Annotated in this window: 14 protein-coding genes; 8 read left to right on the top strand and 6 right to left on the bottom strand. The window is 70.0% G+C overall.

Annotated features, from left to right (window positions below; translation table 11 throughout):
• The first annotated feature begins 16 nt into the window (after positions 1-16).
• The 6 genes from ASC81_RS04935 (at position 17) to ASC81_RS04910 (ending at position 6,460) form a co-directional block, all read left to right on the top strand.
• Positions 17-1,561 (top strand): helicase HerA-like domain-containing protein, encoded by a 1,545-nt coding sequence (locus tag ASC81_RS04935; protein ID WP_056263371.1) that lies wholly within the window; start codon positions 17-19, stop codon positions 1,559-1,561.
• A gap of 80 nt (positions 1,562-1,641) precedes the next feature.
• Positions 1,642-2,712 (top strand): sensor histidine kinase, encoded by a 1,071-nt coding sequence (locus ASC81_RS04930; RefSeq protein WP_056263369.1) that lies wholly within the window; start codon positions 1,642-1,644, stop codon positions 2,710-2,712.
• Positions 2,709-3,497, top strand: coding sequence for a LytTR family DNA-binding domain-containing protein (locus tag ASC81_RS04925; RefSeq protein WP_056263367.1), 789 nt, complete (start codon positions 2,709-2,711; stop codon positions 3,495-3,497). The genes ASC81_RS04930 and ASC81_RS04925 overlap by 4 nt, the downstream gene beginning before the upstream one ends.
• Positions 3,498-3,548: 51 nt before the next feature.
• The gene (locus ASC81_RS04920; protein WP_056263365.1) at positions 3,549-3,803 is read left to right on the top strand and encodes a hypothetical protein; all 255 of its coding nucleotides are present in this window, start codon (positions 3,549-3,551) and stop codon (positions 3,801-3,803) included.
• A 10-nt stretch (positions 3,804-3,813) separates the two neighbouring features.
• Complete coding sequence (locus ASC81_RS04915; RefSeq protein ID WP_056263363.1) at positions 3,814-4,629, top strand: hypothetical protein; 816 nt, start codon at positions 3,814-3,816, stop codon at positions 4,627-4,629.
• Positions 4,630-4,690: 61 nt separating this feature from the next.
• Positions 4,691-6,460: a glutamine--tRNA ligase/YqeY domain fusion protein gene (locus ASC81_RS04910; protein ID WP_056263361.1), complete on the top strand. Its 1,770-nt coding sequence runs from the start codon at positions 4,691-4,693 to the stop codon at positions 6,458-6,460.
• A 22-nt stretch (positions 6,461-6,482) separates the two neighbouring features.
• Here ASC81_RS04910 and ASC81_RS04905 read toward each other — a convergent pair whose 3' ends face one another.
• The 3 genes from ASC81_RS04905 to dbpA all read right to left on the bottom strand — a co-directional run bounded on the left by ASC81_RS04905 (position 6,483) and on the right by dbpA (position 9,202).
• Positions 6,483-6,710, bottom strand: a complete 228-nt coding sequence (locus tag ASC81_RS04905) for a hypothetical protein (protein ID WP_056263359.1) — start codon at positions 6,708-6,710, stop codon at positions 6,483-6,485.
• A 115-nt stretch (positions 6,711-6,825) separates the two neighbouring features.
• Positions 6,826-7,683 carry a hypothetical protein gene (locus ASC81_RS04900; RefSeq protein ID WP_056263357.1) on the bottom strand — a complete coding sequence of 286 codons (858 nt, stop codon included), beginning with the start codon at positions 7,681-7,683 and terminating at the stop codon, positions 6,826-6,828.
• A 118-nt stretch (positions 7,684-7,801) separates the two neighbouring features.
• The gene (gene dbpA / locus ASC81_RS04895) at positions 7,802-9,202 is read right to left on the bottom strand and encodes an ATP-dependent RNA helicase DbpA (protein WP_056264330.1); all 1,401 of its coding nucleotides are present in this window, start codon (positions 9,200-9,202) and stop codon (positions 7,802-7,804) included.
• A gap of 137 nt (positions 9,203-9,339) precedes the next feature.
• On the opposite strand from dbpA, the gene ASC81_RS04890 reads away from it, so the two are divergent.
• Both ASC81_RS04890 and ASC81_RS04885 read left to right on the top strand, forming a co-directional pair.
• Positions 9,340-9,834 carry a hypothetical protein gene (locus ASC81_RS04890; protein ID WP_056263355.1) on the top strand — a complete coding sequence of 165 codons (495 nt, stop codon included), beginning with the start codon at positions 9,340-9,342 and terminating at the stop codon, positions 9,832-9,834.
• Positions 9,835-9,984: 150 nt separating this feature from the next.
• Entirely contained in the window at positions 9,985-11,532 is a 1,548-nt protein-coding gene (locus ASC81_RS04885; RefSeq protein ID WP_082536325.1) for a BCCT family transporter, read from the top strand.
• A gap of 4 nt (positions 11,533-11,536) precedes the next feature.
• Here ASC81_RS04885 and ASC81_RS04880 read toward each other — a convergent pair whose 3' ends face one another.
• The 3 genes from ASC81_RS04880 to ASC81_RS04870 are packed head-to-tail and all read right to left on the bottom strand — an operon-like array spanning position 11,537 to position 14,507.
• Positions 11,537-11,881 (bottom strand): translation initiation factor Sui1, encoded by a 345-nt coding sequence (locus ASC81_RS04880; protein WP_056263351.1) that lies wholly within the window; start codon positions 11,879-11,881, stop codon positions 11,537-11,539.
• Positions 11,878-14,088, bottom strand: coding sequence for an alpha/beta fold hydrolase (locus ASC81_RS04875; RefSeq protein ID WP_056263350.1), 2,211 nt, complete (start codon positions 14,086-14,088; stop codon positions 11,878-11,880). The genes ASC81_RS04880 and ASC81_RS04875 overlap by 4 nt, the downstream gene beginning before the upstream one ends.
• Positions 14,089-14,114: 26 nt before the next feature.
• Positions 14,115-14,507 carry a rhodanese-like domain-containing protein gene (locus tag ASC81_RS04870; RefSeq protein ID WP_056263349.1) on the bottom strand — a complete coding sequence of 131 codons (393 nt, stop codon included), beginning with the start codon at positions 14,505-14,507 and terminating at the stop codon, positions 14,115-14,117.
• Between the last annotated feature and the right edge of the window lie 32 nt (positions 14,508-14,539).

The following is a 14,539-nucleotide window of genomic DNA, read 5'->3' as shown; positions in this document are numbered from 1 at the left end:
TTTTAGAGGACGCACCATGACTGACCCGATCCTGCTGGCCCGCCATGGCGACATCGAGTGCCTGCTGCTGCCCGCGCTGGCCAATCGCCACGGCCTGATCACCGGCGCCACCGGCACCGGCAAGACCATCAGCCTGCAGAAGCTCGCCGAGAGCTTTTCCAAGCTCGGCGTGCCCGTCTTCATGGCCGACGTGAAGGGCGATCTCACCGGCATCAGCCAGCCCGGCAACCCCAGCGAGAAGCTGCTTGCCGTGCTGAAGGACCGGGGCATTGACCCGCCCGAGAAGCTGGCCTGCCCGACGACGCTGTGGGATGTCTTCGGCGAGCAGGGCCACCCGGTGCGCGCCACCGTGTCCGACATGGGCCCGCTGCTGCTGGCCCGCATGCTGGCGCTCAACGAGACCCAGGCTGGCGTGCTGCAGATGGTCTTCAAGATCGCCGATGACAACGGGCTCTTGCTGCTGGACCTGAAGGATCTGCGGGCGATGCTCCAGCATGTGGGCGACAACGCGAGCCAGTTCACGACGCAGTACGGCAATGTGTCGGCCGCCAGCGTGGGCGCGATCCAGCGTGGCCTGCTGCAGATCGAGGCCCAGGGCGGCGACAAGTTCTTCGGCGAGCCCATGCTCAACATCGCCGACTTCATGCAGACCGACGGCGGGTTGGGCGTCATCAACGTGCTGGCCGCCGACAAGCTGATGAACGCGCCGCGCCTGTACGCGACCTTCCTGCTATGGATGCTGAGCGAGCTGTTCGAGACCCTGCCGGAGGTGGGCGACCTGGAAAAGCCCAAGCTCGTGTTCTTCTTCGACGAGGCCCACCTGCTGTTCAAGGATGCACCCGACGCCCTGGTCGAGCGCATTGAGCTGGTCGTGCGCCTGGTGCGCTCCAAGGGCGTGGGCGTCTATTTCGTGACGCAGAACCCGCTCGACATCCCCGACGCCGTGCTGGGCCAGCTCGGCAACCGCGTGCAGCATGCGCTGCGCGCCTTCACGCCGCGCGACCAGAAAGCCGTCAAGAGCGCGGCCGACACCATGCGCGCCAAGCCCGGGCTGGACATTGCCACGGCCATCACCGAACTCGCCGTTGGCGAGGCGCTCGTCAGCCTGCTCGACGAGAAGGGCCGGCCCAGCATCACCGAGCGCGTCTTCGTGCTGCCGCCGGGTAGCCAGATCGGGCCGATCACGCCGGCGCAGCGCCAGGCGCTGCTGGCCAATTCGCTGGTGGCCGGCGTCTACGAGAAGCTGCTGGATCGCGAATCGGCCTACGAGCGGCTGGCCGCCCAGCACGCCGCGCCCGCCGGTGGTGGCATGGCGGCCGAAGGCGGCGCCGTGTTCAAGGGCGGCCCGGCTGCACCTGCGCCGGCGCAGGACGGCGGCGGCATGCTCGGCGGCCTCAAGGACGTGCTGTTCGGCACCACCGGCCCTCGCGGTGGGCGCCATCCTGGGCTGGCCGAGAAGGCCGCGCAGTCGGCCGTGCGCAGCATTGGCTCGGCCGTCGGCCGCGAGATCATCCGTGGCGTGCTCGGCAGCATCCTGGGTGGCGGCAGCCGCCGGCGCTGACGCCATGCCTCCTGCACCCTGCCCGGCCCGCTCGTCGCACCCGGCTGGCGCCAAGGCAGGGGCGGCACGATGCTGAGCTCATGACCTCTGCCCAATCCCGCCGCGACTGGCCGACCTATGTGGGCGGCACCGTCGCCATCTGCCTGGTGGTCGGCCTGCTGAACTACATGATGCGCGGCGGGAAGTTCTGGCACGGCATGCTGTATTCGTTCACCGTCGGCGTGCAGATCTCGGCCTATATCTCGCTGTTGACCTACGGGCTGGCAGCGCTGCTGCGGAGACGCCAGGCAGACTCGGCGGCGCTGCGCCATGGCTGGGTAGGCTGGGGCTGGATGCTGCCCTGCATCCTGCTCGGCTCGCTGGCCGGCTACAGCGGCGGGCTTTGGCTCGGCGACCTCCTCAGCGGCGGCCGCTCGCTGCAGCCCTGGCATGTCACCGACCGGCGCGTCGCGCTGTCGATGAGCTTCACGCTGCTGGTATCGGTGGTCGCCACGTGGTTCTTCTTCTCCCTGTTCAAGCTCAACTCGGCCCGCATCGAGCGCGTCGAAGCCGAGCGGCAGGCGGCCGAAGCCCGGCTCACGCTGCTGCAGAGCCAGCTCGAACCGCACATGCTGTTCAACACGTTGGCCCATCTGCGCGTGCTGATCAAGCTGCGGCCCGACGAGGCCCAGCGCATGCTGGACCAGCTCATCGCCTATCTGCGCGCCACGCTGCAGGCCAGCCGCGCCACCGAGCATCCGCTGGCAGACGAATTCGAGCGCCTGTCCGACTACCTTGCGCTGATGCAGCTGCGCATGGGGGAGCGCCTGCGCGTCAAGCTGGACCTGCCGGCCGAACTGGGCGGCATCGCCATCCCGCCGCTGCTGCTGCAACCGTTGGTCGAGAACGCCGTCAAGCATGGACTGGAGCCGCACGTGGACGGTGGCGAACTGCGCGTCAGCGCCGGCCGGGATGACGGGCGGCTGGTGCTCGAAGTGGCCGACAGCGGCGCGGGCCTGGCCACGCCCGGCGAGCTGGCCGGCGTGGGCACGGGATTCGGTCTCGCGCAGGTGCGCGAACGCCTGGCCCACCGCTATGGCGCGGCGGCGCGCTTCGAGCTCAAACCCCAACCCGGCGGCGGCAGCGTCGCCCGCATTGAGATTCAGCTATGAATCCGACCGCCCTCATCGCCGAAGACGAGCCCCTGCTGGCCGAGAACCTGCGCGCCGAGCTGGCCACTGCCTGGCCCGCATTGCAGGTCACCGCCCAGGCTGGCAGCGGCACGGCCGCCGTCGAGCTGGCCCTGCAGCACCGGCCCCAGGTCTGCTTCCTCGATATCCGCATGCCCGGCATGACCGGGCTGGAAGCCGCCCAAGCTATCAGCGAGGACTGGCCCGACGATGCCGGCGAGCTGCCGCTGTTCGTCTTCGTGACGGCCTATGACCAGTACGCGATGCAGGCCTTCGATACCGCGGCGGCCGACTACCTGCTCAAGCCCGTCACGCCCGAGCGCCTGGCGCAGACCGTCGCGCGGCTGCGGGCGCGCCTGGCCCAGCCGAAGACCGCCGAAGCGGGCGACGCGACGCTGGCCTCGCTGCGCCAGCTGCTTGCCCAGGCAGTGACGCCCGTGCCGCGGCTGCGTCATCTGCAGGCCGCCGTCGGCGATGCCATCGAGCTGGTGCCGATGGACGACATCGTCTACCTGGAGGCCGCCGACAAATACGTGCGCGCCGTGACGGCCGAGCGCGACTACTGGGTGCGGGTGTCGCTGCGCGAATTGCTGCCGCAGCTGGACACCGAGCGCTTCTGGCAGGTGCACCGCTCCACCGTCGTGCAGATCGACGCCGTCGCCCGCGCGCTGCGCCAGGAGAACGGCACCGTGCTGCTGGAGCTGCGCCGCCGGCCCGAGAAGCTGACGGTGAGCCGCGTGCACGCAAATCGTTTCAAAGCCCTGTAGCGGCGCGCTAGAAGCCGCCCGATGAAAACCGTATAAACGGTTTTCATCGTTATGCCCCACGCACGCAAACCCGCCACAGAAGTACGCGCCAAGCTCGTGCGCGACGGCTTCACCATGCCCGAGGCCGACTACGCCCTGCTCGCCGAACTCAAGCAACGCTTGCACGGCGTGAAGCGCGAGGCCAAGAAAAGCGAGCTGCTGCGCGCGGGGCTGCAGGCACTCGCCTTGCTGGACGCCAAGGCCCTGGCGGCTGCGCTGGACCGGCTGGAGCCGGTCAAGACGGGGCGGCCGCGCAAACCGACCTGAGGAGAACAAGATGGTGGACGCAACCCCATGGTGGCAGCTGCTGTGCGCCATCGCCGGCCTCAACCTGATCATCTGGACGGCCTCGACCGCCTGGCTGCACCGCAACCGGCCCGATGGCACGACCTGGCCACACCAGCGTTTGCAACTGCTGCTGTCCGCCCTGTATGTGCTGGGCTGCGGCTACCGCAGCTTCTTGCCCGTGTTCGACGTGCCCCGTGTCGTCATGGTCGACTCATGGGCGTCCAGCGTGCTCGTTGGCCGCACGGTGGCCACGATTGCCGAGCTGAGCTTCGCCGCGCAATGGGCGCTCCTGCTGCGCGGCGCGGCGCTGGCCACGGGGCAGCGCTTCAGCCTGTGGGTGGCCTATGCGGTGGTGCCGCTGATCGCCATCGCCGAGATCAATTCCTGGTATGCCGTGCTGACCACACGCAACATCGGGCACGTCGTGGAGGAAGTGCTCTGGGGTACGGCCGCGGTGCTGACCGTCGTGGCCATGGGCGGCCTCTGGCCGCAGGCCACGGCGCGCGGGCGGCGCTGGCTGGCCGTGGGGCTGACAGCGGGCGTGCTGTATGCGGCCTACATGTTCTTCATCGACGTGCCGATGTACTGGGCCCGCTGGGTGGCCGACGAGGCTGCCGGCCGCAGCTACACCACCGTGGCCGCCGGGGTGGCGGACGCGGCCAGCCGCTGGCATGTGTCGCACGACTGGGCACACTGGCGCAGCGAGGTCGTCTGGATGACGCTCTACTTCAGCGTCGCCGTCTGGATCAGCATCGGTCTGGCCCATGTGCGGCTGCCGCTGCGGGCGCGGCCGCCGGCTCCGTAGAATCGCCGCCATCTGCCGGGCCAGGCTCATCACTTGGCCCGGTTCTGTTTTAAAGCCCCCCATGACCCAGCCCGCCTCCCCCGCCGCCCCCGCGACGAACTTCCTGCGCCAACGCATCGAGAACGATCTCGAAACCGGCGCCTTCGCGGGTCGTCATTTCGCTGGCACGCCCGGCGACGCCGCCCACCACGCGGCCGGCCCGCTGGACGAGGCGCGCATCCGCACCCGCTTCCCGCCCGAGCCCAACGGCTACCTGCACATCGGCCATGCCAAGAGCATCTGCCTGAACTTCGGCCTCGCGCGCGACTTCGGCGGCGCCTGCCACCTGCGCTTCGACGACACCAACCCCGAGAAGGAGGAGCTGGAGTACGTCAACGCGATCAAGGAGATGGTGCAGTGGCTGGGCTGGAGCTGGGGCGACAACCTGTTTGAGGCCAGCAGCTACTTCGACTTCATGTACGCCGCCGCCGAGGCGCTCATCAACGCCGGCCACGCCTATGTGGACGAGCAGAGCGCCGAGGACATGCGCGCCAACCGCGGCGACTTCGGCCGGCCGGGCGTCGACAGCCCCTTCCGCAGCCGCACGCCCGCGGAGAACCTGGCCCGCTTCCGCGAGATGCGCGACGGCCAGCATGCTGACGGCGCCATGGTGCTGCGCGCCAAGATCGACATGGCGTCGCCCAACATCAACCTGCGCGACCCGACGCTCTACCGCATCAAGCATGCGGAACACCATGCCACCGGCAACAAGTGGTGCATCTATCCGATGTACACCTATGCCCACCCCATCGAGGACGCGCTGGAGCGCATCACGCACAGCATCTGCACGCTGGAGTTCGAGGACCAGCGCCCCTTCTACGACTGGCTGTTGAACCAGCTCGCCGACCTCGGCCTGCTCGCCCGGCCGCTGCCGCAACAGATCGAGTTCGGTCGCCTCAACCTGAACTACGTCGTCACCAGCAAGCGCAAGCTGCGCCAACTGGTGGAAGAGGGTCATGTCAGCGGCTGGGACGACCCACGCATGCCCACGCTGGTGGGCCTGCGCCGCCGGGGCTTCACGCCGGCCAGCGTGCGCGCCATGGTGGAAGCCACGGGTGCGAGCAAGCAGAACGCCTGGATCGACGACACCGTGCTCGACCAGGCCCTGCGCGCCGACCTGGAGCCGCAGGCGCCGCGCGCGTTCGCCGTGCTGCAGCCGCTTAAGTTGAAGCTGACCAACTACGCCGAGGTGTTCGGCAGCGCCGACCATCGCGAACCCTGCGAGACCGCCGCCCACCCGCACAAGCCTGAACTCGGCCAACGCAAGTTCTCGCTCGGCCCCGAGCTGTGGATCGAAGCCGAGGACTTTGTCGAGGTGCCGCCCAAGGGCTACTTCCGACTCTTCCCCGGCAACAAGGTGCGGCTGAAGGCCGGCTACATCATCGAATGCACCGGCGCCGAGAAGGATGCCAGCGGCAACATCACCGCCGCGCTGGCTACCGTCATCCCGGACACCAAGAGCGGCACGCCGGGCGCCGACGCCGTCAAGGTCAAGGGCACCATCGGCTGGGTCGGTGCCCATGAGGCCGTCGCCGCCGAGGTGCGCCTGTACGAGCGACTGTTTGCCGAGCCCCAGCCCGATGCCGGCGGCCGCGACTTCATCGAGTTCCTCAACCCCAACTCGCTGCGCATCGTGCAGGGCTTCGTCGAGCCCTCACTGGCGGGCGCCGCGGCCGACCAGCGCTGGCAGTTCGAGCGGCATGGTTACTTCGTCACGGACCGCGTCGACCACCGCGCCGACAAGCCGGTGTTCAACAAGATCACCGGGCTGAAGGACGGCTTCTCGAAGTAGGCCGGCCAAGCGCACAGCGCTTTCAGTTGTCCTGCGCGCCACCGCAACGCAGGACGATGGGCGTGGCGTACTCGCGGCCGACGACGGCGCGGGCGAACAGGTAGTTCTGCCGCGCCCGGTCGCTCAGCGAGTCCAGCCGCACGCCGCCATGCGCGTCGCACGGGAAGGCCAAGCCGCGGCCGGCCTGGAACAGGGACTCGAAGCGCAACTCGTAGTTGTCGCTCGTCAAGGGCATGGGGCGTGAGTTCATGGGGCACCTCGTCTTGATTGCAGACTAGGCGCCGCCCTGCCCCATTGCGCGTGAAAAGGTCGCAACCGTGGCGGCCGCCCCCTCGGTTGACTGGCCATGCGCCAAGATGTCACGGCTAGCGGAATGGCGAGCGCAGCACATCCATCTGGAAGGGCCTGTCGTTCATCTCGACGACGGCGGGATTGGGCACGTTGAGCGTCATCAGCCGGCGCTGCGACAGATTGAGCAGCGCCAGTGAGGGCTGCAGGTGCATGCGCAGCAGCGCCTGCAGCGAGCCATCGGCATGGGCCAGGCGGAGGCCACGCGAGATGCGGTCGATGGCGACATGGTTGCCCGGGTGGGTGTAGATGTACTGCGGCAGGTCGTAGGCCAGCAGCAGGCTGTCATCCAGCGCCAGTCCCTTGAGGCCCAGATGGGCCTGCACCTCCTGGCCCACTTCCAGCACGCTGCGGCAAAACAGATCGGCGCGGCCCAGGGCCACCATCTGGAACAGCGCCTCGTAGCCGTTGGCCTCCGCCACCGTGAAGCCATTGGCGCGCAGGATGTCGGCGTCGGCCCAGCCGCGGCCCTGCACATGGCGGAGCCTGGCCACCGCGCTCAGGGTGCCGGCCTCGCGCACCAGGTCGCGCTGCGGCGCATGCACGAAGCAGACGCGGTAGCGGTTGACGCCGAGGTGGATGGGGAACAGCACCGGCACCAGGCCGGCGGCGCGGCCGGCCTCGGGGCCGGTGACGACCAGGAAGTTGGGCGACGCCTGTTGCGCGGCCTCCAGCAATGCGCGGCGCTTGTTCATGGGCGCTGACAGCTGCAGCCGGTAGGGGCCGTCGCTGGCGCGGGTCTTGTCGAGCGCGAGCTGCACCGCGTCGCGGATATACACGTTGCGCAGGTCGGTCTCGCTGTCCGGTGCGCGCAGCGTCAGTGCCAGCTCCTGCGCGCGGGCCGGCCCGGCCATGGCGGCCAGCAAGGCAGGCATCCCTTTGAGCAGGCAGCGTCTGTGCATATGGACAAGAGCCGGGCGAGAGCCCAATGTAGCCCTGCCGCGCAGCCTCGGGAATGCTGGACTCTCCCTAGGTTGCGGCGTTAGCGAGCGGTCAGTCCGCCAGGTCCGCCAGCCTTCTCACCTTGACCTTGCGACCCTTCAGCTTGCCCGCCGAAAGACGGCGCACGGCCTCGGCGGCGATGCCGCGCTGCACCGCAACATAACTGTGGAAGTCCGTGACATTGATCTTGCCGATCTGCGTGCCGGCAAAGCCGGCCTCGCCGGTCAGCGCACCGAGGATGTCGCCGGGGCGGATCTTCTCCTTGCGGCCGCCGAGGATCTGCAGCGTGTCCATGGCCGGCAGCAGCGGGCCGCCGGGTGCGTCGGTCAGGTCGGCCAGCGGCTGCCACTTGAATTCTTCGCCCTGCAGCAGCTCGATGCGGCCGATGCGGCCCATCTCGTCCAGGCTGGCCAGGCTCAGCGCCAGCCCCTCGGCGCCGGCGCGGCCGGTGCGGCCGATGCGGTGCACATGCTGTTCGACGTCGGCGCTGATGTCGACATTGATGACGCAGGCCAGGTTGGCGATGTCCAGGCCGCGCGCCGCCACGTCGGTGGCCACCAGCACGGTGGCGCTGCGGTTGGCGAACTGGATCAGCACCTGGTCGCGGTCGCGCTGCTCCAGGTCGCCGTGCAGGGCCAGCGCGATGAAGCCCTGGCCGGCCAGCACCGCTTCCAGGTCGCGGCACTGCTGCTTGGTATTGCAGAAGGCGATGGCCGACTCGGGCCGGAAGGCGCGCAGCAGGCGCGGCACGGCGTCCAGCCGCTGGTCCTCGGTGACCTCGAAGGCGATCTGCCGGATGGTGGACGCTGCCGCGCTCGTCGAGCCGGCCACCTTGACCGTCTGCGGCTCGCGCATGAACTTGGCGGCGATCTCGGTCACGCCGTCGGGGAAGGTGGCCGAGAACAGCAGCGTCTGCCGCTTGGCCGGCGCGCGCTTCGCAATCGCCTTGATGTCGTCGAGGAAGCCCATGTCCAGCATGCGGTCCGCCTCGTCCAGCACCAGCGTGTTCAGCCCGCTCAGGTCCAGCGTGTCGCGCTCCAGATGGTCGATGAGGCGGCCCGGCGTGCCGACGACGATGTGCGCGCCGAAGGACAGGCTCTCGATCTGCGGCTTCATCGGGCTGCCGCCGCACAGGGCCAGCACCTTGATGTTGTCGGCCGCGCGGGCCAGGCGGCGGATCTCCTGCGTGACCTGGTCGGCCAGTTCGCGGGTGGGGCACAGCACCAGGGCCTGCACGCGCGATTGAGCGGCATCCAGCCGATGCAGCAGCGCGACGGCGAAGGCGGCGGTCTTGCCGGAGCCGGTCTGCGCCTCGCCGATGACATCCTTGCCGGCGAGGGCCAGCGGCAGGCTGGCGGCCTGGATGGGCGTCATCTGCGCGTAGCCGAGCTGGTTGAGGTTGGCCAGCATGGCGGGGCTCAGCGGCAGGGAAGAAAAAGCGGTATCGGTCATCGCGGGATTGTCGCGGCTGGCTGCATAGCGTGATTTCTGCACGGCTGCGCAGCCCGCGGACGTCCGCGCTTGCAATTGGTCACGATCACGCCAAGGCCGCCTCCCTAGCATCGCTCGCGACGCGCAGACCTTCCGCCATGCCCACCGCCACGCCCGCATCCACGCCCGCCCAGCCGCGACTACTGAGCGGTGCAGGTGGCCGCGGCGGCGACACGCGAACCCGCACCGGCAACGAGGCCACCAGCTTCACGGCCACCGTCCCCTTCACCCGGCCTCAGACGCAGGCCCCAGCCACGCCGGCACCGGTGGCGCAGGCCGTGCCGCGCTGGGCCAAGGGCGTCGTCATCGGCGGCCTGCTGCTGGCCGTGGGCATGCCGGCGTCGGTGCTGATGTCGCGCTCCATGCTGGTGCAGTCGGCGCTGATGGCGGAAAGCAACTCCAAGGCCGCCATGGTCTGTACTGGCGGCCAGGGCCGCGCCGTCGACGGCTCCAGCGTCGTCGGCTGGCTGTTCAGCGGCTCCTACTTCAGCTGCGGCGACTGGGAAACTCGCGAGGCCCGCAAGCAGCGCGAGCGCGACCAGGCGGAGGCCAGCTACATGGCACGCCAGCGGGCCCGGCAACAGGCGCACTGAGGCGCGCCCGCGACCTAGCGCACCGGTCTTCAAGCGCTGGAACGGCGCTTGCCCCGCTGATCTGTCCACCCCGGGGAGCCCCATGCCCGCAGATCAGACCGCCGTCGCCAAGGCCACATGGCCTGGCCGCCTGCGCCCGAAGCCGTCGCCATGCAGCTGATCTTGTCGGCCGGCGTCATCGGCGCCGTCGTGCTGTGGGGCCTGCTGATGCCGCAGTCGCTGGCTGCCGTCTTCGACGTCGCGCTGGCCTTCATCACACGCAACGTCGGCTGGCTCTACTTGTGGGTGGTGCTGGGGCTGGTGGTCTTTGCGCTGCTGCTGGCGTTCAGCCGCTACGGCAACCTCAAACTTGGCGCCGAGGACGAGGACCCGGAGTTCTCGTCGGCGGCATGGTTCGCCATGCTGTTCGCCGCCGGCATGGGCATCGGCCTGGTGTTCTGGGGCGTTGCCGAGCCGCTCTCGCACTACGCCGACCCGCCGCCGGGCATTGCGCCGGCCACCCCCGAGGCCGCCAACGCGGCGATGCGCTACAGCTTCTTCCACTGGGGCCTGCACCCCTGGGCGGTGTACAGCGTCGTCGCGCTGGCGATTGCGTTCTTCCAGTTCCGCCGCGGCCGCAGCGGGCTCGTCAGCTCGGCGACCGAATCGCTGCCCTGGCCGGCCCTGCGCCGGCTCGGGCCGCTGTTCGACACGCTGGCCATCATCGCCACGGCGTTCGGCGTGGCGGCCTCGCTGGGCATCGGTGCGCTGCAGATCAACAGCGGCCTGGCTTCGGTGTTCGGCATCGCGGTCGGCACACCTGCGCAACTGGCGATCATCGCCACCACGACCGCCCTTTTCCTGACGTCCACCATCAGCGGGCTGGACCGCGGCATCAAGTGGCTCTCGTCCGCCAACCTGCTGCTGGCCGCAGCGCTGGCGGTGGCAGTGCTGCTGCTCGGGCCGACGATCGCCATCGTCAACACCTTCACCAACACGCTGGGCGGCTACCTCAGCGAGCTGGTGCGCATGAGCCTGCGCACGACACCTTTCCGCGACAGCGGCTGGGTCGGCGGCTGGACCATCTTCTACTGGGCCTGGTGGATCTCGTGGTCGCCCTTCGTCGGCCTGTTCATCGCCCGCGTCTCCCGCGGGCGAACGATCCGCGAGTTCGTCATCGGCACCGTGCTGGCGCCCACGACCGCCGCCTTCGTGTGGTTCTCGGTGTTCGGCGGCGCCGCACTGCATGTCGAGATCCTGCAAGGCATCGACCTGGCCAGCGCGGCGCGGGCCGACCCCTCGACGGCGATGTTCGCGCTCTTCGACGCGCTGCCCGGCGGCACGCTGCTGGCCGTGGTCGCGACGCTGCTGGTGCTGGTGTTCTTCGTGACGTCGGGGGACTCCGCCGTGCTCGTGCTCGGCATGATGAGCACGCGCGGCAACCCGAACCCGGCAGCAAGGGTCAAGCTGCTGTGGGGGCTGCTGGTCGCGGGCGTCGCGGCGGCCCTGCTGCTCAGCGGCGGGCTCAAGGCGGTTCAGACGGCGACCATCGTCTTTGCCCTGCCCTTCACGGCGGTGATCGGCCTGCTCGTGCTGGCGCTGTGGCGCGGCGTGCGCGAAGACTGGCAGGCGTCGCAGCGCGAGGAGCGCCGGCTTCGCCGCAGGCTGCGCGAGCTGGCCCGAGAAGAACCACCCGCAGCACCCCGCGACGCGCCCTGATCCCTCAACCGCCCGCGCGCTTGACCGTCCAGCCCTCGGGCCGCGCCTTCAGCCAGGCCAGCACCTTGTCGAGGTGGTCGCCCTGGATCTCGACAACGCCGTCCTTGACCGTGCCGCCGCTGCCGCACAGCGCCTTGAGCTGCTTGGCGCAGGCGGTGAGCGCCGCATCGTCCAGCGGCAGGCCCTTGATGACGGTGACGCCCTTGCCCTTGCGGCCGGCCGTCTCGCGGCTGACGCGCACGATGCCGTCGCCGGCCGGGCGCGTCTTGGCCTTGCAGGTGCACTGCGCGACCGGCTGGCTGCACCCGGGGCAGACGCGCCCCACGTCGGTGGAATAGACCAGGCTCATGGCGCCGGCTTCAGGTGCCGCTCGAAGAAGGCATCCATCGTGCGATAAAGGTGCAGCCGCGCCGCGCGGCCGGCGATGCCGTGGGCCTTGCCGGGGTAGATCTGCAGGTCGAAGGTCTTGCTGGCGTTCTGCAGGGCTTCCACCAGCCGCAGCGTGTGCTCGAACAGCACGTTGTCGTCGGCGGTGCCGTGCACCAGCAGCAGCGGCTTGCTCAGCAGCGATGCCCGCGGCGGCAGGTTGGCGCTGGCATAGGTGGGCGCTTTGCCACCATCGGGCATGCCGAGATAACGCTCCGTGTAAGCGGTGTCGTAGAGCGTCCAGTCGGTCACCGGCGCGACGGCGACGGCGGCCGCGAACGGCGTGTCGGCATCCAGCATCGCCCGCGCGCCGAGGTAGCCGCCGTAGCTCCAGCCGAAGAAGCCGATGCGCGCCGGGTCGACCCCTGGCACGCGGGCAGGCAGCTGGCGCGCAGCGGCGAACAGGTCGGCCACTTCGACCTGGCCAAAGGCGCGGTGGTGAGCGCGCGTGAACTCGCGGTCGCGGTGCTCCATGCCGCGCGTGTCCAGCATCAGCACGCCGTAACCGCGCTGCTGCCAGTAGGCGATCAGCGGCATGTCGCGGCCCCAGCCCCAGTGGACGGTGGACGCGCCCGGGCCGCCATAGGCCAGCACGATGACGGGATGCCTGGCGCCCTCGCGGCGTGGCGCGAAGAAGAAGGCGTTCAGCGGCGTGCGGCCATCGGCGGCGAGCAGGTCGACCGCCCGCGGCGTGTTGGCGTAGGCCTTCAGTTCGGCGGCGGGTGCGTCGCCGGCCAGCGCGATGGCGCCGTCGCGGCCCAGCGTGCGCAGTTCCAGCTGCGGCGGCTGGCCCCAGGCAGAGCGCGTGATGAGCAGAGACTTGCAACCAACATCCGCCTTGGCTTCGCGCTTGTGGCGTTCGGCCGCGCCGGGCAGCGCCTGCGCCTGCCCGCCAGTCAATGGCACGGCGTACAGCTCCTGGCCCTTGCCGCGGTCGGTCGCAGCGGTGAAGACGACGCTGCGCTCGCCCACGCAGACCAGCTGCGCCACTGGCTCGGCCTGTTGCGTCAGCGGGCTGCGCTTGCCACTGGCGCGGTCGATCAGCACGAGCTGACGGCGCCCCGACGCCTCGCTGGACCACAGCAGGCCGCGCGGCGTCTCGGCCAAGTCGTCATGCGTCTCGACCCAGGCGGCATCGGTCTCCACCGTGATGTCGCGCGGCGCGCCGCCTGGCTTGAACTCGGTCAGCGTCAGCCGCGTCTGGTCACGCGTGAACCACTGCAGCCAGGGCGTGCCGTCGGCGAACCAGCCGGCGCGTGAGATGTACTCGGCCGTGCCCGGCAGCGGCAGCGCGCGCTGCTGGCCGGTGGCGGCGTCGATGACGAAGGCGCTGACCTTGGCGTTCGCAGCACCCGCGGCCGGGTAGCGCTGCGCCGTCATCGCGGTGCGGTCGGCAAAGATCTGCGCCCGCGTCTTGACCGCCACGGCCGACTCGTCGACACGCAACGCCAGCAGCGATTGGCCGTCCTTGCTCCACCAGTAGCCGCGCTGGCGCGCCAGCTCTTCGGCGGCGATGAAATCAGCCAGGCCCCAGGAGAGCGTGTCGCTGCCGTCCGCCGTCAACTGGCGCGGCTGGCTGCCCTCGCTCAGCGGCAGCACGAAGAGATTGCCGCCCTGCACATAGGCCAGGCGTTTGCCGTCGGGCGTGCAGCGCGGATCGCGCTTGGGGGCGTCGGGCGTGTTCGTCAGCCGCAGCGCTTGCGGCCCGTTGGTGCCGAGGCGCACCAGGTAGAGGTCGCCGGACAGCGGGAAGAGCAGCGCGCTGTCATCGCTGCCGCACCACTGGTAGCCGGTGATGCCCCGCTGCGTGATGCGCTGGCGCTCCAGCGCCATCTTCTCGGCCTCGCTGAGTTGCTGGGCGGCGCTGCCGAGCAGGTCGGCGGCGGCGACGAGCTTGCGCGGCTCGCCACCGCTGCTGGGCTGTGCCCACAGCTCCAGCACCTCGCTGTCGGCGGCGGACGGGCGCAGGAAGCTGACCCACTGCCCGCCGGGCGAGATCTCGGCCTGGCGCGGCAGGCGGCCGGCGAGCGGCGGGTCGGCGGTGATGCGTTCGAGCGTGAGGGCGGGCGGCTGGGCCGCGGCGGCGCTTGTGGCGCAGGCCGCGACCAACAGGGTCAGGAGGATCTTCATCGCGACATGCTAGCCGCGCCTGCAGCTCAGCCCGTCGCCAGCGCGAAGCCCTCGTCCACCCAGCCGGTGATGCCGCCGGCCATGATCTTCACTGGCCGGCCCAGCCGCGCCAGGCGCAGCGCGCCGCGCGCGGCGCCGTTGCAATGCGGGCCGGCGCAGTAGGTCACGAACAGCGTGTCCATCGGCCAGGCGGCGAGCTTGCTCTCGACCAGCTTGCCATGCGGGAAGTGCACCGCGCCGGGCACATGGCCGCGCGCGAACAGTTCTGCGGAGCGCACGTCCAGCAGCACGAAGTCGGGCGTGCCGGACAGCGCGTCGTGCACGTCCCAGCAGTCGGTTTCGAAGCTGAACTCGGCAGCGAAATGGGCCTCGGCTTCAGCGGGCGGGGCGGCAGGGATGGCGGTCACGTGAGAGGGCATGGTGGGTTCCGTTGCAAGACGAGTCATGGTCG

It is taken from the genome of Pelomonas sp. Root405 (assembly GCF_001425165.1).
Taxonomy (GTDB): domain Bacteria; phylum Pseudomonadota; class Gammaproteobacteria; order Burkholderiales; family Burkholderiaceae_C; genus Pelomonas.
Note: the sequence above shows the minus strand (reverse complement) of the source record. Positions and strands in the feature narration are given on the sequence as shown.